18 protein-coding genes and 2 riboswitches are annotated in these 19,780 nt (G+C 66.2%); of the genes, 2 read left to right on the top strand and 16 right to left on the bottom strand.

Features of this window, described 5'->3' with window-relative positions; genetic code table 11:
* Positions 1-187: 187 nt before the first annotated feature.
* The 15 genes from KAJ83_RS04435 to KAJ83_RS04365 form a co-directional block, all read right to left on the bottom strand.
* Positions 188-1,273, bottom strand: coding sequence for an FAD-binding oxidoreductase (locus KAJ83_RS04435; RefSeq protein WP_210680779.1), 1,086 nt, complete (start codon positions 1,271-1,273; stop codon positions 188-190).
* A gap of 5 nt (positions 1,274-1,278) precedes the next feature.
* Complete coding sequence (locus tag KAJ83_RS04430; RefSeq protein WP_210680778.1) at positions 1,279-2,520, bottom strand: aromatic ring-hydroxylating oxygenase subunit alpha; 1,242 nt, start codon at positions 2,518-2,520, stop codon at positions 1,279-1,281.
* Between the two features lie 151 nt (positions 2,521-2,671).
* Positions 2,672-2,883, bottom strand: a riboswitch (cobalamin riboswitch).
* 99 nt (positions 2,884-2,982) lie between these two features.
* Positions 2,983-3,426, bottom strand: a complete 444-nt coding sequence (locus tag KAJ83_RS04425; protein WP_210680777.1) for a DUF1636 family protein — start codon at positions 3,424-3,426, stop codon at positions 2,983-2,985.
* Between the two features lie 16 nt (positions 3,427-3,442).
* The gene (locus KAJ83_RS04420) at positions 3,443-4,258 is read right to left on the bottom strand and encodes an ABC transporter ATP-binding protein (protein WP_210680776.1); all 816 of its coding nucleotides are present in this window, start codon (positions 4,256-4,258) and stop codon (positions 3,443-3,445) included.
* On the bottom strand, positions 4,255-5,283 hold the full coding sequence (locus KAJ83_RS04415) for a FecCD family ABC transporter permease (RefSeq protein ID WP_210680775.1): 1,029 nt from the start codon (positions 5,281-5,283) through the stop codon (positions 4,255-4,257). The genes KAJ83_RS04420 and KAJ83_RS04415 overlap by 4 nt, the downstream gene beginning before the upstream one ends.
* Entirely contained in the window at positions 5,280-6,107 is an 828-nt protein-coding gene (locus tag KAJ83_RS04410) for an ABC transporter substrate-binding protein (protein WP_210680774.1), read from the bottom strand. The genes KAJ83_RS04415 and KAJ83_RS04410 overlap by 4 nt, the downstream gene beginning before the upstream one ends.
* Positions 6,108-6,112: 5 nt before the next feature.
* Positions 6,113-6,682: a DUF7676 family protein gene (locus KAJ83_RS04405; protein ID WP_210680773.1), complete on the bottom strand. Its 570-nt coding sequence runs from the start codon at positions 6,680-6,682 to the stop codon at positions 6,113-6,115.
* A 91-nt stretch (positions 6,683-6,773) separates the two neighbouring features.
* Complete coding sequence (locus tag KAJ83_RS04400) at positions 6,774-8,714, bottom strand: TonB-dependent receptor plug domain-containing protein (protein WP_210680772.1); 1,941 nt, start codon at positions 8,712-8,714, stop codon at positions 6,774-6,776.
* 314 nt (positions 8,715-9,028) lie between these two features.
* Positions 9,029-9,265: riboswitch (cobalamin riboswitch) on the bottom strand.
* Between the two features lie 134 nt (positions 9,266-9,399).
* On the bottom strand, positions 9,400-10,335 hold the full coding sequence (kce, locus tag KAJ83_RS04395; RefSeq protein ID WP_210680771.1) for a 3,5-dioxohexanoate:acetyl-CoA acetone transferase: 936 nt from the start codon (positions 10,333-10,335) through the stop codon (positions 9,400-9,402).
* 57 nt (positions 10,336-10,392) lie between these two features.
* Positions 10,393-11,181 (bottom strand): SDR family oxidoreductase, encoded by a 789-nt coding sequence (locus tag KAJ83_RS04390; protein WP_246484188.1) that lies wholly within the window; start codon positions 11,179-11,181, stop codon positions 10,393-10,395.
* Positions 11,178-11,888, bottom strand: coding sequence for an ABC transporter ATP-binding protein (locus tag KAJ83_RS04385; RefSeq protein ID WP_210680770.1), 711 nt, complete (start codon positions 11,886-11,888; stop codon positions 11,178-11,180). Before KAJ83_RS04385 ends, KAJ83_RS04390 begins: the two co-directional genes overlap by 4 nt.
* Complete coding sequence (locus KAJ83_RS04380; protein WP_210680769.1) at positions 11,885-12,658, bottom strand: ABC transporter ATP-binding protein; 774 nt, start codon at positions 12,656-12,658, stop codon at positions 11,885-11,887. Before KAJ83_RS04380 ends, KAJ83_RS04385 begins: the two co-directional genes overlap by 4 nt.
* Complete coding sequence (locus tag KAJ83_RS04375) at positions 12,655-13,920, bottom strand: branched-chain amino acid ABC transporter permease (protein ID WP_210680768.1); 1,266 nt, start codon at positions 13,918-13,920, stop codon at positions 12,655-12,657. The genes KAJ83_RS04380 and KAJ83_RS04375 overlap by 4 nt, the downstream gene beginning before the upstream one ends.
* A 1-nt stretch (position 13,921) precedes the next feature.
* Positions 13,922-14,863, bottom strand: a complete 942-nt coding sequence (locus tag KAJ83_RS04370) for a branched-chain amino acid ABC transporter permease (protein WP_343221934.1) — start codon at positions 14,861-14,863, stop codon at positions 13,922-13,924.
* A gap of 95 nt (positions 14,864-14,958) precedes the next feature.
* On the bottom strand, positions 14,959-16,188 hold the full coding sequence (locus KAJ83_RS04365; RefSeq protein WP_210680767.1) for a branched-chain amino acid ABC transporter substrate-binding protein: 1,230 nt from the start codon (positions 16,186-16,188) through the stop codon (positions 14,959-14,961).
* Positions 16,189-16,752: 564 nt separating this feature from the next.
* Here KAJ83_RS04365 and KAJ83_RS04360 point away from each other — a divergent pair.
* On the top strand, positions 16,753-17,502 hold the full coding sequence (locus KAJ83_RS04360; RefSeq protein WP_210680766.1) for a GntR family transcriptional regulator: 750 nt from the start codon (positions 16,753-16,755) through the stop codon (positions 17,500-17,502).
* Between the two features lie 52 nt (positions 17,503-17,554).
* Here the strand turns inward: KAJ83_RS04360 and KAJ83_RS04355 are convergent, their stop codons facing one another.
* The gene (locus tag KAJ83_RS04355) at positions 17,555-18,526 is read right to left on the bottom strand and encodes an AraC-like ligand-binding domain-containing protein (RefSeq protein ID WP_210680765.1); all 972 of its coding nucleotides are present in this window, start codon (positions 18,524-18,526) and stop codon (positions 17,555-17,557) included.
* 269 nt (positions 18,527-18,795) lie between these two features.
* Here KAJ83_RS04355 and KAJ83_RS04350 point away from each other — a divergent pair, with 269 nt between their 5' ends.
* Entirely contained in the window at positions 18,796-19,770 is a 975-nt protein-coding gene (locus KAJ83_RS04350) for an ABC transporter permease (RefSeq protein WP_210680764.1), read from the top strand.
* Positions 19,771-19,780 lie beyond the last annotated feature (10 nt).

The raw sequence follows: 19,780 nt of genomic DNA, 5'->3' as shown, positions 1-19,780 counted from the left end.
GCGGGGTGGAGCAGCCCGGTAGCTCGTCAGGCTCATAACCTGAAGGTCGTAGGTTCAAATCCTACCCCCGCAACCAAGAATATCAACGGCTTAGCCAAACAAAGGCTAAGCCGTTTTTTGCTCAGGGCGACTGCCGGTCGCGCTTGGCTATCCAAAGTCGGGCATGATCGCGTTCCTTCCGATCCTTTTAGATGTCGATCTCGAGTTGGCCGATCGGTGTCGAACAACAAGCCAGGATGAAGCCCGCCGCGATCTCGCGGTCGGAGATTCCGCCATTATGGACCATGTGCGCCTCGCCCGAGAGTTTTCGGACCTTGCAGGTGCCGCAAACCCCGAACCGACAGGCGGAAGGGATATTCAAGCCCTGCGCCTTGGCGACATCGAGGATGGTGTCGGTCTCGCGGCACCGCGCCGTGACGTCCGACATGGCGAAGCGGATGCCGGCGCCGGCCGCCTCGTTCGGGACCACGTCATCATGGGTGGGAACCTGATCCTCGGTACGGATCGGGGCGTGGAAGCTTTCCTCATGATAGTGCGCCATGTCGAACCCGGCGAGGTTCAGCACGTCGCGCACCGTCTTCATGAAGGGCTCCGGCCCGCAACAGAAGATTTCGCGCTCCATGTAGTCCGGCGCCATCAGTTCCAGCATCAACTGATTCATGCGGCCGCGATAGCCGGCCCAGGCGGCATAGGGATCGTCCTCCTCCACGACGAAGGAAAGCTTGATGTCCGGTACCCGCTGGGCCATCCGCCGCAACTCGTTCGCGAACAGCAGTTCGGACGGTCGGCGCGCGCAATTGACGAGCGCGATGTCCGAATGCTCCCCATTGTCGAACAGCCAACGGGTCATCGACATCATCGGGGTCACCCCCGAGCCGGCGGCGATGAACAGGTATCGCTCGGCCGGATACATCATGAAGCTGAACAGGCCGCCGGGCCCGTAGGCCTTGATCCGATCGCCGACCTTCAGATTGTCGAGAAGCCAGCGGGATCCGACGCTATCGGGTTGCGCCTTGACGGTAATCGATATCGACAGCGGCCGCGAGGGCGAGGAAGACAGCGTGTAGGTGCGCATCAGGCGCGCCCGGTCCCCGATCGGCAGTTCGATGGTGATGAACTGCCCCGGCATGTAGCGGAACCAGCTGTCGTCCGCCGTCTTGAAGCAGAAGCTTTTAACGTCCGGCGCCTCGGGGATCACCATGACGCATTCGAGGTCCTTCGCGTCGGTCCAGTAGGATCGCTCGTCCAGCGCCTTGAAGTTAGCGATGCGCATGCCGGTCACCCCACCGCCGCGGCAAGGGGCGCTTCCTGGCCCAGATGGCCGGCGAAGGCCGCGCAGTACCAGTCCACGAACTGGTTCACCCCGCTCTCATGCACCGTGGAGTAGGGGCCCGGTTCATAGGCCGGCGAGTCGACCCCCATCTGGTTTTGCTCGACCAGAGTCCGGTCCTGATCGTTGGTTGCCTCCCAGACCTCGGTGAGCGTGCCGAGATCGTAGTCGATGCCCTCGACCGCATCCTTGCGCACGAGCCATTTCGTGGTCACCCGCGTTTCCCGCGGGCCGAGCGGTGTCACCTGGAACGACACGGCATGATCGCGCAGCAGATGGTTCCAGGTCGTCGGATAGTGGAACAGCAGCATCGAGCCGATGCGCGCCTCCCGGATCGCGCCCAGGGGTTTCGCGGAGGCCGGCCGGCCCGACATGGTGAAGCTCTCCGTGTCGCGCAGCAGCGGCACGCGCATGACCCGGAACTGACCGCCGGGGTCGAGATGGAAGCGGCTGGGCAGGCCCGCCGCTTCGCACCGCGCGACATGTTGTTGCAGGAAGTCGTCCGCCTCGATATCCGCCACGCCGGTCATGGTCGGCGCGTCGGTATAGGTTCGGCAAAGCTCCGGATGGGAGCCGGCGCAGTGGTAGCACTCCCGATTGTTCTCCCAGACCAGTTTCCAATTACCCCGCTCGATGATGCTGGTCTGATGCGCGACCTTCGCGTACTCCAGCCGATGGGGCAGCATGTAGGGCTCGATCCGTTGGCGCACCGGCTCGAAATCCGGCGGCACCCGGGCGAAGCAGACGAAGAGGTATCCCGCTACCTGCTCGCACGCGACGGGCTTGAGCGCGAAGTCGCGCGGGTCGAATCCCGGCCCCATCTCGCGCGCGAACAACAGCCGGCCGTCCAGGTCGTAGGTCCATTGGTGATAGGGGCAGACCAGCCGCGTGGCATTGCCCGCGCCATTGGCGCACAGCCGCGATCCACGGTGCCGGCAGGCATTGTGGAAGGCGCGGATGGCGCCGTCGGCGCCGCGCACGACGATAGCCTCGGCCATGCCGATGCGGTGGGTCAGGTAGTCGCCCGCCTCGGGAATCTCACAGGCGTGGCCGGCGAACAGCCATTCGCCGAGGAACAGGGTCTCCATCTCCAACGCGAACAGATTCGGGTCCGCATAGAATGCCTGCGGCAAGGAGTGGCCGGGCCGTCGGCTCGCCAGCAGGGTCCGGGCATAGGTCGTCGCGTCCATACCGATTTCCTCCGATGGGCTCCGCGGCCGGGGCGCGCGGAGACGTGGGGTATGGTCGCTGGTGAAGTCAGGAGGACTCCCGGCTCGTAGATCGCCGCGCGCCGCGCGGAACAGGCCGGAAAGACCCTCGCGATCGCCACCCGCGATCCAAGAGCGTATCTCGCTTGGGGCTGGTTTCCGGGCTTGAAGACGGGCCGGGGCCCGGACGTGATCCGCCTTCTCGGGAGAGTTTCTCCCAATGGCTTCGCCTGATCGCGTCGCGTTCTTCATACCGTTGCGGGGGCAGCGCCGGCTTCTCACCGGCTTCCCAATTATCCGACGTCCCGTCTCCGACACGCCGGCACCACAAGCCTTTTCCGAATAGACCGAATACCTCCTGTCCCGATTTCGCACAGGCGACACGCCGCGCCGTGGCAGCGACACGTGACGGTTCGTTCCGTCTCGCGCGTGATCTTCACGTCGTCAGCGCGCCCGGCTCCCGTCCGGCGCCAGGACACCGCGATGGGTGGTCAGCCAGGGCAGGGGCTTGTCCCGCAGTTCCGCAGGCCAATGCGCGCGGTCCGGCAGGCCCTCCGTGTTCTTGACATAGAGCACGACAAAGGCCGCGAATGCGTCGATATCGGCGGCCGACGCGATGCCGCCGAAGCCCCAACTCGCCTTTCCCGGAGCCTCGATCAGAATGGCGTTGGGGAAGAGGCAGGCCTTCAGGCAGGTCACCCGCCGGACCGGGACGAAGGAGGCGAGAAGCCCATTCGCATGGTTGAGCGACAGCACGGCACGCAGCCGGTCGGCCAGATCGACGCGCGTGAATCGCGTCTCGCCCGCGTGCGGGCAGCCGCCGCAGACCAGGATGCGATGTCCGTCATCCGCCGCGCGCGACGTCCTGTCGGGGTGGGGCGGGGTCATCGCAACCTCTCGGGCTTCAGGCGGCCGTTTCGCCGCGCGTATCATCCGTGATGCGGGTCCAGGGCAGGGTCACCGCGCCGTCGGCGCCCTGGAATAGCGAGACATGGTAGACGTCCCCGATGATGTCCGGCCGCAACACCGCGCCGGGCGGACCATGCGCCGCGATCCGACCGTGCGCCAGCAGCGCCAGACGGTCGCAGAATCGGTGAGCGAGCGTCAGGTCGTGCAGCACGACGACGACGGTTCGATCCCGCTCGCGCGCCTGGTCGCGCAGCATTTCCATCACCTGAAGCTGGTGATAGGGGTCGAGGCCGGTCACCGGCTCGTCGACCAGTAGGATCGGCGCGCCGACCGCCAGCGTCCGGGCGAGGTGCACCCGCGTGCGCTCGCCGCCGGACAGCGCGGTGACCGGCCGGTGGGCGAAGCGCGCGACGTCGGTCGCGGCCATCGCCTCGGCGACGATCTCCCGGTCCCGTCGGGAGGGTCCGCGCCAAGGCTCCAAGTGCGGCAAACGGCCGAGGGTCACGAACCGTTCGACCCGGACCGGCCAGGCCTCGCCGCCAGCCTGCGGCAGATAGGCGATCTGGCGTCCGAGGGCGGCGCGCGGCCAGTGTTCGAGTGCCCGCTCCGCGATCGCGATCCGGCCGGCGGCCAGTGGCTGCAGCCCCAGCAGCGCGCGCAGCAAGGTCGTCTTGCCCGCGCCGTTCGGCCCGATGAGCCCCAGAACCTCCCCCCGTCCGGCCGAGACCGATACGCCGGAAAGGACGCGGCGGGTTCCCCGGTCTACATGGACGGCGTCGGCCAGCAGCGGGATGGATGGCGCCTCGTTCATTGGGTTTTCCTCCGCACGTCCATCAGCAACAGCAGGAAAAACGGCGCGCCCACGAGCGCCGTCACCACGCCAAGCTTCAGTTCCTGACCCGGCGAGAGATAGCGCACGGCGACATCCGCCAGCAGTACGATCGCCGCCCCGCCGAGCGCGCTGACCGGCAGCAGGCGGCTGGGCACGTATCCGACCAACGGGCGTAGCAGGTGCGGGATCACGAGCCCGACAAACCCCACGACGCCCGTCACCGATACAGCCGAACCGACGCTGAGCCCGACGCCCAGGACGATGCGCCAGCGCAGTAATGTCAGCGAAACGCCCATGCTGCGCGCCGCATCCTCGCCCACCGTCAAGGCATCCAACGCCCGGCCGGTACCGGCCAGCAAGCCCCAGCCGACCAGTGTTAGCGGCAGTGCCAGCAGAACATGGTCGAAACTGCGATTGGCGAGCGAGCCCATCAGCCAGGTGATTACCTCCAGGGTGGAGTAGGGCGAGGGCGCGAGATTGATGGCGAGTTGCGTAAGCGCGCCGGAGAAGGCGCTGACCGCCACGCCGGCCAGGATAACGGTCAGCACGCTGGGGTCGCGTCCCACCATCGCCAACAGCAGGCCGAGCCCGGCCAACGCGCCCAGGACACCGCCGACGGGCAAGGCGAATTGAACCCAGTCGGCCAGCCCGAAATAAAAGGCAAGCACGGCGCCGAGCGCGGCCGCCCCGCTGGCCCCGATCAGCCCGGGCTCGGCCAACGGATTGCGCAGCCACCCCTGCAGCGCCGCCCCTGACAGGCCGAGCGAGGCCCCGACCATCGCGCCCAGCATGACGCGGGGCAGGCGAACCCGCGTCAGGATCGCCCAGGCGGTTTCCGGGTCGCTGTCCAGGAGCGAGAGGAACCCCTCGACCGCCGTCGCGGAAATCCGCTCCGACACCAGGCCGAGCGTGCCCGCCAGCACGGCGGCCATCGCCAGTCCCAGCAGCAACAAGCCGAAGGGCGGCTCGCGCCGGCCGGCGCGCGCTTCGCGCGACGGCCTCATGACTGCCCCCGTGCCGCGATCAGCCGCGCGACGATATCCAGCGCGGCCGGGGTGCCGCAGGACCAGTGGCGTGTCTGAACCTCGATGACGCGCGGGGCGTGGACGGCGAGGGCCGGGTGCTTCGTCACGTCCCGCGCCAGCGAGGGGGCGTTGTCCCGGTAGATGCCGACGATCAGGGCGTCGGGCTTGAGTTGCAGCACCGCCTCGACCGGAACCGCCCCCCATTCCGTGATGCCGTAATCGGCGGCGGCGTTCTCGTAGCCCGCCAGAGCCAGCAGCTCGCCCGCGAAGGTCTGCCGGCCGAGCGTGTAGCCACCGGCGCGGTAGATCAGCGCCCGCGGGCGGGCAGCCCGCGCGACGCGGCCTCGCAACCGGTCGATCCGCGCGTTCATCGCCGTGATCATGTCCTCGCCCCGCGCCGGTACGCCCAGCGCCTCCGCGACCTTTCGGATGTTCGCGCGGACATCGTCGAAGGTCCGGGCCGGCGGAAGGTCCAGGACCGGGATGCCGAGGTCGCGCAGGATCGCCGCCGTGAAGCGCGTCGTGTAGAGACCGGCGATGGCCAATTCCGGCTTGAGCGGCAAGACCTCCTCGATCTGACCATGGTTGAGAACCAGTCCGTTGGTGGCCCCGGCCATGAGGGAATCCTCCGGTCGGGCGGCGAGGTAGGAAACGGAAGCGATCCGCTCTCGATCCGCCAACATCAGGACGAGTTGGTCCGTGCACAGATTCATCGAAACGACCCGGCGCGGCGCATCCGCGCGCGCCGTGCCCGCGCTGATCATAAACGCGAGTGCCAGGGCCGCGATCCCCATCATCCGCATGCCAGTCAGCCCTTGAAGCCCTTGCCGGTGCGGTCGGCGTCGTCGAGTTCGCGGCCGAGATAGGAGCGTCCGATCGCCTCCCAGGTGGTAAGGCGCGACCGGTCGGGTGTTTCCGCCAACCCGTCCGCATCGGTGAGGTAGGGATTGGGGAAGAAGATGGTGATCAACTGTTCGTCGGCGCCGTTGAACAACCGCAGCCCCCAGATCGTCGCGCAGCCCTCCCGGTCGAGGTTGCGAAAGATCTCGGCCCGGGCCGTCCGGCGGCGCCGTCGCAGATCCTCCGGCGTCGGGTGCGCGGGCGCCCCCATATTGTCGCCGATGCATAGATGGAAGTGCGTGCCGCCGAAATGAACCGTCAGATAGCCGTCGAACAGCGTCACCGATTTCGGTGGCCCGGGGCAGCGAAACTCGAACGCGCCGCCCTCGATGATCGGGCCGAAGACGATGCCTTGCCAATGGTTCTCGAAGATATCGCGCAGCAGGGTTTCGAGATACGCCTCCTCCGTCGGTAGATGCCAAACCTCCCTGACCCGGCCGTCGCCCAGGCCCTCGCGCACCTTGTTGATCGCTTGCATTGTTCCTCCCGGACTCGATGTGTGTATGTCGGCGACGGGCCGGCGACGCCTGGAAGCGACGGCGCCGACCCGCGCGCGTTCAGCCCGCGTGTCAGAATGACAGGCGCAGACCGGCGTACCCGGCCCGGCCGGCCGTTCCGTAGGTGAAGACTTCCTCGTAATCCTCGTCGAGCAGGTTTTCCCCGCGCGCGAAAAGCTCGACCCCATCGGCTACCTCATAGGAGCCCTGGAGACTGACCAGCGTGTAGGCCTCCATCTCCACGATTGAGCGGACATAGGTCGGGCTGAAGGCGAAATCCGTGAATGCCCCGGTATAATCGACGCCGAGATTGAGGTTCGCCCTGTCCTCCAGGAAACGCCAATTCACAGACATGCTCGCGGTATGCGTCGGGCGGCGAACCTGCTCCACGCCGGTGGCGGTCTCGGCGTCCGTATAGGTATAGGCGGCGGACAGGTCGATCGCGTCGGTCACCGCGATATCGCCCGTGATCTCCACGCCCTCCGCCGGTGACGTCCCGTTCAGATTGATCGCCGTGTTACCCGATCCGGTGATCAGATCCTCCACCCGGTTGCGGAAATAGGTAACGTCGATCCGCGCGCGATCGTCCCAGAAACGCTGCTCCACGCCGATATCCCAGCCGCGGGCCCGCTCCGGCTTCAGGTTCGGGTTGCCGACGAAATTATTGGTGTAGCCGAACAGCTCCGTCAGTGTCGGGTTCTTGATCCCGGTGCCGTAACTGCCGTGGAAGCGCGTGCCCCAGTCATCGACCACATAGGCGGCGGTGCCGCGATAGGTCGTCTCCCCATCGAAGCGGTCGCTCTCGTCCCGCCGAAGGCTTCCTGAGAGGTAGAGCGCATCCCAAAGGCCGAGATTATACTCCCCGGCGAAGCCGTCATTGGTGGTCGAAATTTCGTCCTGGGCCAGGAAACTGGCCTCCATGCGCTCTTTCTCCCGCTCGGCGAGGAAGGTGAGCACATGCTCCGCATTTCCGACATCGGGCGTGTCGAAGCGAACCGTCGTCTCGTAGTCCTGCTTGACCTTGGTGCCGTAGGCGGTGCTGCTGGTCGTGCCGTTGGTCGTGCTTTCGTCCCGATCGCCGGTATAGGCAAGGCTGGCGCGATGCGTCCAGGTCCCGTCGAACGGATCGACCGTCACGCCGATCCGGCCGTATTTCTGCCGCGTCGTCGTGTCGGCGATCTGGTCGAAGGCGCCGGGGCCTCCGGTGAAGCCGTCCGTCTCGAAGAAGGCACGGGTATAGCGCGCCATGCCCTCGACCTCGATCTCGTCGATCGGTCGGACGCTGCCCTTCAGGCTGGCCGTATCGTTCTTATAGCCGTCGGCCTCGTGATTTCCGCGCGATGCCGCGGCGTTCGAGATACCGTCCGTGCGATAGCGCTGAACCGAACCGGAGAGATTGAAACGCTCCCCCCCGCCGCGCAGGGCCGCGGAGGTGCGGCGGGTGCCGAAGCTGCCCCCCTCGACCTCGACCGAGCCGCTGGGCGCGGCGTCCCCCCGCTTCGTGACGATATTGATGACACCACCGATCGCGTCGCTGCCCCACAGGGCCGATTGCGGGCCCCGCAGGATTTCGATGCGCTCGATATCCTGGGCCATCAGGCGGGCGAAATCATAGTCGGACCCGGCGCTGGGGTCGTTCACCTCGACCCCGTCGACGATGACGAGCGTATGGTCCGCTTCCGCGCCGCGAATGCGGACCGCCGTCAGGGCGCCGGCCGCGCCCGTTCGATTCACCGCCAGACCCGGCACGTCGCGCAGGATGTCCGCGACGAAGCGGTCCCCGCGCCGCTCGATCTCCTCCGCCGTGATGACCGTCACCGCGCTGCCGACCCGTTCCGCCGGCAGGGGAACGCGGCTCGCCGAGACCACGATCGGCGACAGGGACAGAACCGTTCCCGCCGCTTCGCCCGTCCCCTGGGCGGACGTCGTCCCCAATCCCGCAAGAAGCGCGATCGTCGCCGCCATTCCCGTAACCACCACGCGCCGGGGCGCGCCCTTTCTTCTCGTCGTCATAGTGCTCCTCCAGTCGATCAAAAGTCGACCGGACGGACACGCCATGCCGCCTGTCCTGCGAAACGGCCCGATTGCGGAAAGGGAAAACGCCCATCGCCGGCATCCCCGATCCCAACCGGAGACGCCTCGCCATGCGCGACAATCGCGGACCCGTCCAATCGACGGCCCACGCCCAACGGAACGCATACGGCTTGAATGGAGGGTCGATCGCTCGAAACCGCCGGGCCGAAGCGCCGTCATACGGACGCACCAACAAGGCGCCACCGCGAACGGACTTCTAGGCCCGCGCCCCCGGCAATCCCCGACCGGCAGCAAAGGTGACGCGGCCTGAGGCAGGTCTCCTGGCTCGCGGGTCATCGGCGACGGCCGGTCTTCCCGATCGGAACGAAAGTCCCGGTCAGTGACCATGTCGAATGGCCGCCGTCTCGCCGCTCACAGTTGCGGGGACAGCCGCGGATCACACCCCCCTTATGGGTAGGGTGCTACCGCTGTTCCCTTTTAATCCCCCCAGCCATGTGCCGGTCAGGGGAACCAAAGGCCACGCAAGGAAGATGCTGGATTATCGGGGGGATAAGCAAGCGAAATCGCCCCCATGTCGTTGAGGGCGCTTCGAAGGCGACCCGCTACTCCCGGCTCCAGTCGCCTCGAAAGCCCCGCTCGTCGATCAAATCCTTGCCGCCAGGACCTAGAAATCGACGCGATCCGCGCCCTTGAGGGAAAGCATGGCACGGGCTTCGTCCGGGGTGGCGACGGCGAGGCCGAGGCCCTCGACGACCTGCCGGGCGCGGGTGACCTGGTCGGCGTTGCTCCGGGCCAGTTCGCCGGGGGCGATCCACAGCGAATCCTCCAGCCCCACGCGTACATTGCCGCCCATCGCGGCCGCCATGGTTAGTACCGGGAATTGATGCCGTCCCGCGCCGAGTACCGACCAGACATAATCGTCGCCGAACAGCCGGTCCGCCGTGCGGCGCATATGGGCCACGTCCTCCGGATGGGTGCCGATCCCGCCCAGGATGCCGAAGACCGTTTGGACGAAAAGCGGCGGCTTCACCAAGCCGCGATCCAGGAAATGGGCGAGATTGTAGAGGTGGCTGGTATCATAGCACTCGAACTCGAACCGGGTGCCGTTGTCGGCGCAGGTGTCCAGGATGTGCTCGATATCCTTGAAGCTGTTCCGGAAGACGAGATCCCTCGTCTTCTCCAGGAAGGCCGGCTCCCATTCATGCTGGAAGCTGTCATAGCGGTTCAGCATCGGATAGAGCCCGAAATTCATCGACCCCATGTTGAGCGAGGCGACCTCCGGCTTGAAGCGTGCCGCGGGCTGTAGCCGCTCCGCCACCGTCATCGCCGGGCTGCCGCCGGTGGTCAGGTTGAGGACCGCGCCCGTCGCCTGCTTGATCCGGGGCAGGAAACGCGCGAAGGCCTCCGGCTCCTGGGTCGGGCGGCCGTCCTCCGGGTCGCGGGCATGGAGATGCAGGATGGCGGCCCCGGCCTCCGCCGCCCCGATCGCGGCTTCCGCGATCTGGTCCGGCGTGATCGGTAGATGCGGGGACATGGTCGGCGTGTGAATGCCGCCGGTGACGGCGCAGGTGATGATGACCTTGCGGGGGCTCTTCGCCATGGTCGCTATCCTTCTGGAGAGGGGTGCTAGGGGCGTCGGGGCCGGGAACAGGCCGGATCAGATCGTCTCGACATTGCCGCAGACGCTGATCGCCTGCCCGGAGATATTCGCGCCGCCGGGCGAGCAAAGAAAGAGGGTCGTGGCGGCGATATCCTCCGGCTCCACCATGCGGCGCAGCGAGACGTTGCGCAGGTACTGCGCCTCCATCTCCGCGTACTCGACGCCGGATGCCTCGGCCCGGGCGCGGATCACGTTCTCGATGCGCGCGCCGCGCACCAGCCCGGGCAGGACGGCGTTCACGCGGATACCGTCCGGCCCCATCTCCTTCGCTAGGCTGGCGGTCAGCCCCACGATCCCCCATTTCGACGCGGCATAGGGGGTGCGCAAGCCGTAGCCGAGACGGCCGGCGACGGAGGATATGTTGACGATGGCACCGCCGCCGCCGTGCCGAAGGAGTGGCGCCGCCTGGCGCAGCACGAGGAACTGGCCCAGCAGATCGACATCCAGGGTGCGCCGGATATCCGCGACCGAGAGGTCGTCGATCGCGCCGGTGGGACCGGATATGCCGGCATTGTTCACCAGGACGTCGAGGGCGCCGAAGCGCCCTCCGGCCTCCCGGAACAGGTCGGCGACGGCGTCCTCGTCCGATATGTCGGCACGCATCGCGCGCACGCCCGGATGGGCGTCGGCGAAGGCCGCGAGCGCGCCCTCGTCGATATCGCACACCAGCACCTCCGCCTCCGCCTCCAGGAAGGCCCGGGCGATCGCGGCGCCGATTCCGGAGGCGCCGGCGGTGACGACCACGCGCAGCCCGGGCGCCGGACGCATTCTATCGATCAGGCTCATGCCACCTCCAGCCAGTTGCGGCGCACGTCCGGCGCCTCGTCGAGAGCGGCGGGCGTGCCGCGGAACATGATTTCCCCGTGTCCCATCACCATCACCTCGCGGGCCACCTTGAGCGCGATCGTCAACTTCTGCTCGACCAGCATCACGGTGACGCCACGCCGGCCGATGTCGAGGATGACCTCCATGACGACCTCGACGACCCGGGGGGCGAGTCCCTCCGTCGGTTCGTCGATCAGCAGGACCCGGGGATTACCGAGAAGCGAGCGGCAGATGGTCAGCATCTGCTGCTCGCCGCCGGAGAGATAGCCGGCGCGCACCGCGCGGCGTTCCTTCAGACGGGGGAAATAGGCGTACATCTCCGCCACCGACCATTCCGGCACGCCGGGCCGCGCCTTCTGCACGCCCATCGCCAGATTCTCCGCCACCGTCAGGTTGGGAAAGACGAGCCGCTCCTCCGGAACGTAGCCGATGCCTTGTCGGCAGATGTCGAAGGGGCGCGCGCCGGCCAGATCGCGCCCGGCCAGCCGTACCGCCCCCGCCGAGGGTGGGACCAATCCCATGATCGCCTTGAGCAGCGTCGAGCGGCCCGAGCCGTTGCGCCCCAGGAGCGAGACGATCGCGCCGTCCGGGAGGGAGAGGTCGATGCCGTGGAGGATATGGCTCTTGCCGTAATGGGCATGCAGCCCCTCGATCCGGAGCAGGCTCATATATCCGCCTCCTCGCCCAGATAGGCTTCCTGAACCGCGCGGTTGGCGCTGATGGCCGCCGGCGTGTCGGTCGCCAGGATGTTGCCGTAGACGAGCACCGATACCCGATCGCACAGGCTGAAGACGACGCTCATGTCATGTTCGACCATCAGCAGGGTCTTGCCTTCGCTCACCGTGCGGATGAGGTCGATGGCGCGGGCTGTTTCCTCGCGCGACATGCCGGCGGTCGGCTCGTCTAGCAGGATGACATCGGCCCCGGTGGTCAGCGTCATGCCGATTTCCAGCGCCCGCTGCTCGGAATAGGTCAAGTCGCCCGCCAGGTCGTGAGCCCGGGCCGTCAGCCCCACGCGGGCCAGGATCGCGTCGGTCTCGTCATTGATTCGCCGCATCCGATCGACCGGCCGGAACAGGCCAAAACGAATGCCGTGACGGGCCAGCACGCCGATGCGCAGATTCTCGAACACGCTCATCCGGTGGAAGATATTGCTGATCTGGAAGGACCGGGCGAGGCCGAGGCGGTTGATCCGGTGCGGGGACAGGCCCGCGATGCTTCGGCCATGCAACCGGATGTCGCCCCCGGACAGCGGGAACAGTCCGGAGATCAGGTTGAAGAGTGTCGATTTCCCCGCCCCGTTCGGACCGATGACGGCATGGCGCTCGCCCGCGCGGATATCGAGATCGACGTCTTGGATCACCGGGATGGAACCGAAGGCCTTGGTGACGCCGCTCAACCGCAGTGAATAGGGGCTGTTCCCGGGAGCGTCCGTCATCGCGTGCCCTCCTTCGCCGCGCCGCCCTCGATCGCGTCCCAGAGCGGCTTGATCCGATCGCGTGCGCGATGGAGGCACAGGCCGCCAATCGAGAGCAGCAGGATCGGCGGCAGCCAGCTCGCGGGGCCGAGCGGGTCCCAACTCATCCCCGCCATCTCGAAGGGGGGGAGGGTGTCCCCGGCGTCGCGCATGGCGACGGCATATTCCTCGCCGAACAGGATCGCGACGCATTCGGTCAGGAAGACCACGCCGCCGGCGATCATCGCGCCGCCCACGCCCGCCAGCGCGTAGGGCGCGGCGAGGCGTGACCAGTCGATGGAGCGCCAATGGCGCAGATGGTGGCGTATCACGCCGCCGATCCCGATGGGCGCATAGAGCATGACCAGGACGAAGATCAGCCCCTGATAGAACAGCCAGGATCGCGTCAGGTCGGAGACGATATAGGCGAAGAGGGTGAAGACGACCGCGCCGATCACCGGTCCGAGGAAGATCGTGGCGCCGCCGACGAAGGTGTGCAGCACGACCTGCGCCGAGACATGCGCGGAGAAGAGGGCGTAGTTCGCCGTCTCGTTCGAGATCGCGAGGAGCGCCCCGGCGACGCCCGAGAACATGGCAGAGATGGTGAAGACGACCACCTTGGCGGCATGCGCGTCGTAGCCGAGGAACCGCACCCGCTGTTCGTTGTCGCGCAGCGCCAGCGTCAGCCGGCCGAAGGGCGTCCGGGTATAGGCCCAGAGCACCAGGATCGACAGCACGACCCAGCCGAGCGTCAGGTAATAGACCTCCAGCAACGAGCCGAAGACGAAGCCGCCCCATGGCATGCGCATAGCGGATATGCCGGATTCCCCGCCGAACCACCCCTGAAGATGCGGCGCCAGGGAATGGAACAGCTCCGCGATCGCCAGCGTCACCAGCGCGAAATAGACGCCGGAACGCTTGGTCGCGAAGACCCCCGCGACGAGGCCGACGGCGAGCCCCGCGCCCGCGCCGGCGAGCGGCAGGAGCGGGGTGGGGAAGGGCAGGCCGTCCTCCACCGCGATCATCAGATGCAGGGTCGCGAAGGCCCCGACGCCGAAATAGGCCGCATGGCCGAAGGAGAGCAGCCCCGCCTGTCCCGAGAGCAGGTTGAAGGCGAGCGCGAATAGGCTGGCGATCAGGAGATTGACGAGTGCGTTCTGCCAGCCGAGACCGAGAAAGGGCGGCACCGCCAGCAGGGCGATCAGCAGGATCGCGGCCGGTATGATCGTTCGCATGGGTCTCATCTCAGTTCCGTTCGCCCATGAGGCCAGCGGGCCGGATCAGAAGGACGAGCAGCATCAGGACGAATGGGATGGTTCCACTGATGGAGGACACTTCCATCGTGATCAGGCCGCCCACCGCGCGCGCCCAACCGCCGAGGCCGGCGAGATCGAACAGGGTGGCGAGCGACCAGTCGATGCCGACGGCGTAGGAGGAGAAGAGCCCGATCATCAGGGAGGCGAGGAGCGAGCCCTTGAGCGACCCGAGCCCGCCGACGACGACCACCACGAAGACGATGACGCCCAGTTCCAGGCCCATGTTCGGGTTGGTCGGATAGAAGGCGCCGGCGACCGCGCCGGCAAGACCGGCGAGCGCCGCGCCCGTGCCGAAGACCGACATGAAGACGACCGGAATATTGTGGCCCAGCGCCTCCGCCATCGCGGGCAACCGTTCCGCGGCGCGCACGATGATGCCGGTGCGCGTCCTGGAGAGCAGCAGCCATAGCGCGATGAACATCGCCACCGCGATCCCGCCGATGAACAGGCGATAGAAGGGATAGTTGGTGTCGAACAGGCTGAAGGCCGCGAAGCGCAGGCTTTCCGGCATTTGGTAATTGACCGGGAAGTCGCCGAAGAAGAGCTTGACCGCCTCCTCGATGATCAGCGCCAGCCCGAAGGTCAGCAGCAATTCGTGCGCATGGCCATGGGCATGGACGCGCGGCAGGAGGTACCGCTCGACCAGCATGCCGACGCCGCCGACGATGAGGGGTGCGACCAGGAGGCCGGCCCAGAAGCCGAAAATCGACGAGACCGCATAGGCGATATAGGCACCCAGCATGTAGAAGGAGGCATGGGCGAAATTCAGCACGCCCATCATGCCGAAAATCAGCGTCAGGCCGGCCGACACCATGAAGAGCAGCAGGCCGTAGATCACGCCGTTCAGCGCGGAGATGATCGCGAATTCCACGGGGTAAGGGCTCCGACTGGAAGGAAGCGTGCGCGGCGTCGGCGGTTCCGGCCGGCAGCCGCATGGGCGCGCCGGCCGGGAACCGTCGTCGCGATTCAGTCCGGGCGGTCCATCGCGCAGCTTTCCTGCGCCGGATAGATGGCGTCCTCTCCCGCCACGACATTGACCGCCTCGAAGCCCATGTCGGTGTCGTCGGCTGGATATTTCGCGTTTCGCACCACCTTGGAGACGACCACCGGGCGGATCGTCTGATGGTCTTCCGGGCGCACCGTGATGGGGCCGACCGGGGTCTCGTAGGCCGTGTCCTCGAGCGCCTTGGCGATCGTGGTGACGTCGATCTCGCCGCCGCCGAAATCGACGCCGGAGAGCGCCTCGCCGAGCGCGCCGACCGCGAAGATGGTCTGCGGTTCGACGAAGAGCGGATAATGCCCGGTCGCCTCCTTATAGGCGTCGGCGAAGGCGGGCTCGCCCGCGGAATTGTCGTAGTTGTTGGCGATATAATGGCCGAGCGCCGTCTCGCCCGCATTGGCGATATTGCCCGGCTGGTCGAGATAGGTGGTGCCGAAGCGCACGTCGAGCCCGGCATTGCCCGTCGCCTTCATCAACAGCAGTAGGTCGTTCGACCAGTTGCCGGTGATGACCGTCTCGGGTTCGGCCGATTTGATCCGGGCGACGAAGGGCGCGAAATCCTGGATCTTGTTCACGTCGTGCAGGACGGTGTCCACGACCTCGTAGCCGTTATCCGTGGCCGCCGCCTCGATCGCGGCCTGCATGTCCTGGCCCCAGGAATAGTTCTGGTTGATCGAATAGACGCGCGTGCCGAGGTCGCCCGCCTGCCGCATCGACTGGACCAGGGCATTGACGCGCATCGGCGCGGTCGTCGTGTAGCGAAAATGGTAGAAATGACACTGATCGCCGGTTAGCTGCATCGCCTCCGCGCCGACATTGATGAACATGATCTCCTTGCCGGGATTGCGGATATTGTGCTTGCGGACATCCTCCGTGATCTGGCCGGCGATGGCCGAGGAGGCGCCCTGGAACACGATGTCGACCCCGTCGGCCACGGCCTGACGGAACTTGTCGGCCGCGCCGGGCGCGCCGCCGGCATTGTCGTATTCCAGGACCTCGATCGGTTCGCCGTTGAAGCCGCCCCCGGCGTTGATCTTGTCGACGCCATATTGGATCGCGGTCGCGTAGAGGCGGCCGGACGAGGTCTGGGCGCCGGATAGGCTTTCGATGATTCCGATCTTCAAGGGTTCCGCCTGCGCCACGGTCGCGGACAGGAGGCCCGCGGACAGGGCCGCGAGGAGCGAGAGTTTTTTCACGGCGTGTTCCTCCACCAGTTCGGTTCGTTGTCGTGCCCGCGCCGCGAATGACGGCGGTGACGAGGATTTCTCCGATCCTTATTCGTCACGATCCAGGGCCGTTCCTCGCGCATCGCGGGAACAGCGGGATCGTAGTCACGATACTTTCCATCGTAAAGATATTTGATATGTGATGTGTGATCACACAAAAAGAGAGTTGGAGGCTGGATCGGTCTGGCCTATTTGGATTCCCGCTATTCCCGCTATTCCCGCTATTCCCGCTATTCCCGCTCCTCATCGCCTCCGAAGTAAGGACCGGGTAGCGGGTGGGGCGGCTTCTGGGCGGTGCCGCTTCTCGTCGGACCCGAGGGCCGCGCGAGCGGTTCCCTATAGGATGGCCGGGTCCTATAGTGCCGGCGATGAAAGTCCTGGCCAGGGTCGGGCGTCCGTCGGGGGCTCCGGCAATGGCCGTGCCTGGTGAAGACCGTGGGCCGCGAATCATGATCCGTTTCGTGCGGCCGGTGGGATGGTATAGGGAACATGGAGGCGCCGCGACGCGGCGCGACGGTACGAGGGTTGTGCAAGGTGGCGGATGGCCATTTGAACAGCGACGGCGGGTCGGGCGCGAAGCGCGGCCTGTCGCCCGTGGATGTGACCACGGTACAGGAACGTGTATATCAGAGCCTTCGGCTTGCCTTGTTGAAGGGGGAGTTCCTGCCGGGGGAGCAGGTATCGATCCGCGGACTCGCCCAGGCGCTGGGCACCAGCCCGATGCCGGTGCGCGACGCGATCGCGCGGCTGGTGGCGGAACGGGCCTTCGATCAATCCTCCGGCCGGGTTCTTCAGGTCGCGCCCTATCGCGCGGACGAGCACGAGGAATATATCCGCATCCGCATGCAGATAGAGGGGTTCGCGGCGGAAAAGGCCTGCCGCGCGAAGGACCCGGCCTTGATAGAGACGCTGCGCGCGCACAATGAAACCATGAGGGAGGTTTCGCGGGCACGGGATTTCGACGCGACCCTCGCCGCCAATCAGGCGTTCCATTTCGCCATCTACCGGGCGGCGCGATACCCCCAATTGCTCGATATCATCTCCAGTCTTTGGCTTCGCACGGGACCGATTCTGGCGGCCGCGCAGAAGGACGAGCACTTGTTCGAGCGCCTCTTCACGATCGGCCACCGGGTTCATGGGGATGTGATCGACGCATTCTCGCGCCGGGATCAAAGAGCCGCCAGGCGGGCGATCACGCTCGATATCCGCGCGTCACACTTCTCGATACGGCGCTTTTATAAGTTGGCGCAAGAGGAACGGCAGGCGGGTGCTGAAACCGCTTGAACGAGGCCGCCGGGCAGCAGCGATGCGAGAGGGAGGGGCAGAGCGCCCCCGGTCATCCCTTGCCGCGCCCACCCGCCGGGCGGAGGGCCGTTCGCGCCATTTCCCGGGGGGAGAGGCCGAACTTGCGCCGGAACATCGTGCTGAAATGGGCCGAGCTGTTGAAGCCATGCTCGAAGGCGATCGAGGTGATCGAGCGCCCGTCGCCCTTCACGATCGCGTCATGGCAATGTTGCAGCCGACGATGCCATATCCATTCCGAGGCGGACATCTCGCACGGTTCGAACAGGAGATGCAGCGTTCGCAACGACATGTTGTTGGCGTGCGCGATCCGCTCCAGCGTCATGTCGGCATCGCCGAGATGGGCGTCGATCCATTGTTGTAGGGCGCGCAGGCGAAGAGTGCCGGTCGCGCTTTCGGACTCCGGCACGTCGCCCTCGCCGGAGAGCAGGGTCAGCGCAAGGATGTCCAAGAGCTGATCGCCCAATCGGGAGCGGGTGTCGGCACCGAGTTGCGCCCCCTCGGAAGCGAGCATCGCGCAGAATTCGACCGCGATGCGCCCCATCCCGTTCGTCGTGTTGATGATCTCCGCGATCGGGATTCGGTCCTTGGGGAAGCGTCCGGCGAAATCGTCGCGGGGAATCTCCAGATAGAAGGACCGGACATCACCGTGGCATTGTAGTTCATATTGCTCGGTCGCGCTGAAGATGGCCCCGCGCGCGGGGTTCGACAGATGCTCCCCGCCATGCTGCAGCACCCGCAAGGTGCCATGATGCAGGAACTGCAGATAGTAGCAGTCCTTGTCGAGGCGCGAGATGTGTCGGCGATTGCGCCTGATCCGCTGTTCGGAGAGGAAAATATCCGTTAGCGCGATCTTGCCGAAATGCGCCTCGCGGATGAACCCTTTGTATTCCTCGGGCCGGGTCGCCTTGACGTCGACATTGACATAGACGTCGCAAATCGCTTCCCGCCAAGCCATGTAGCGCGCGCCCGGGTCGAGCGCGCCCGTATCGAAAACCAGTTCCATGACGTCCTCCCTTCACGGCCGGCGCCCGGGGCTTGTTTTGGCGTTTTGACGAGGCCCCTTTCGCTTCATGCGTATCCGCGCGTGCCGTGACGTGAACCATACCAAATCCGCTTGGGTACGGATATTCAACACCGAAGCGGCCCCTCTGCACTCTCAGAAAAGAAATCTGCGCCAACGCGAAAGATTCGAACGCGCCGTTCCTCATATCCTCCACATTACCGATCCGTGATCTGTGATCGCACTAAAAATATCGCGTTGGGGAGGATGGCATGAGCGTGATGGGGCGCTTGACCCAGGAGCAGATCGTATTCGCGCTCGCAGTGCTTCTGTGCGCCGTGTTCGCGCTCGCATTGCCCGGGTTCCTGAGCGCCGACAATCTGCTCAACCTGGTTCGAAGCGTATCAATCCTTGGCATGCTCGGCGTCGCGATGGGGCTGGTGGTCATTGGCCGCGGCATCGATCTGTCGCTGGTGGCCCTGATGGCGGTGTCGGTCGCCTGGGCCCTGCAACTCGCCGCGACGGGGATGGATTTCGTCCAAGCGGCCGCGATCGGTCTCGGATTCAGCCTGATCGGCGGGATGATCACCGGCGTGTTGATCGCCTTCGTGGAAATTCCCGCGATCTTCGCGACGCTCGCCATGGGGACGCTGATCTACGGCTTCGGTCGCTATTTCCTGTTCGACCTCGATGTCGTCTATCTGCCGGACGAGGCGCGCTATCTGGTGTGGCTTGGCCAGGGCTCGCTCGCGGGCGTGCCGGTGCCGATCTTCCTCTTCGCGGCGGTCTGTCTCGTCGGCTATCTCTTCCTGCGCTACACCCGGACGGGGCGCTATCTGCGCGCGGTGGGGGACAATCTGGCGGCGGCCCGGATCGCCGGCGTACCGGCCCGCCCGACCATCGTGCTGCAATACATGCTGTCGGCCTCGATCGGCTATGTCGCCGGCATCGTCACGGCCGCGTCCGTCGCCAGCATGAACACCCGCGTCGCCAACTCGACCTACGTCTATGACGTGATCCTCGTCGTGGTGCTCGGCGGGATCGGCCTGTCCGGCGGGCGGGGCGGAATCCGGAACGTCGTCGTCGGGACCCTGCTGATCGGAATCCTGCTCAACGGCATGACGATCATGAACATCCAGTACACGGTCCAGAACGTCATCAAGGGCATGATTCTGCTCTCCGCCATTGTGATCGACACATTCCTGAACCCCCGCGACGAGCAGACCGCCCAACAGGGGGACATCTGACCAAACCGTG

Source organism: Marivibrio halodurans, from assembly GCF_017963645.1.
Classification (GTDB): domain Bacteria; phylum Pseudomonadota; class Alphaproteobacteria; order UBA8366; family Aestuariispiraceae; genus Marivibrio; species Marivibrio halodurans.
Note: the sequence above shows the minus strand (reverse complement) of the source record. Positions and strands in the feature narration are given on the sequence as shown.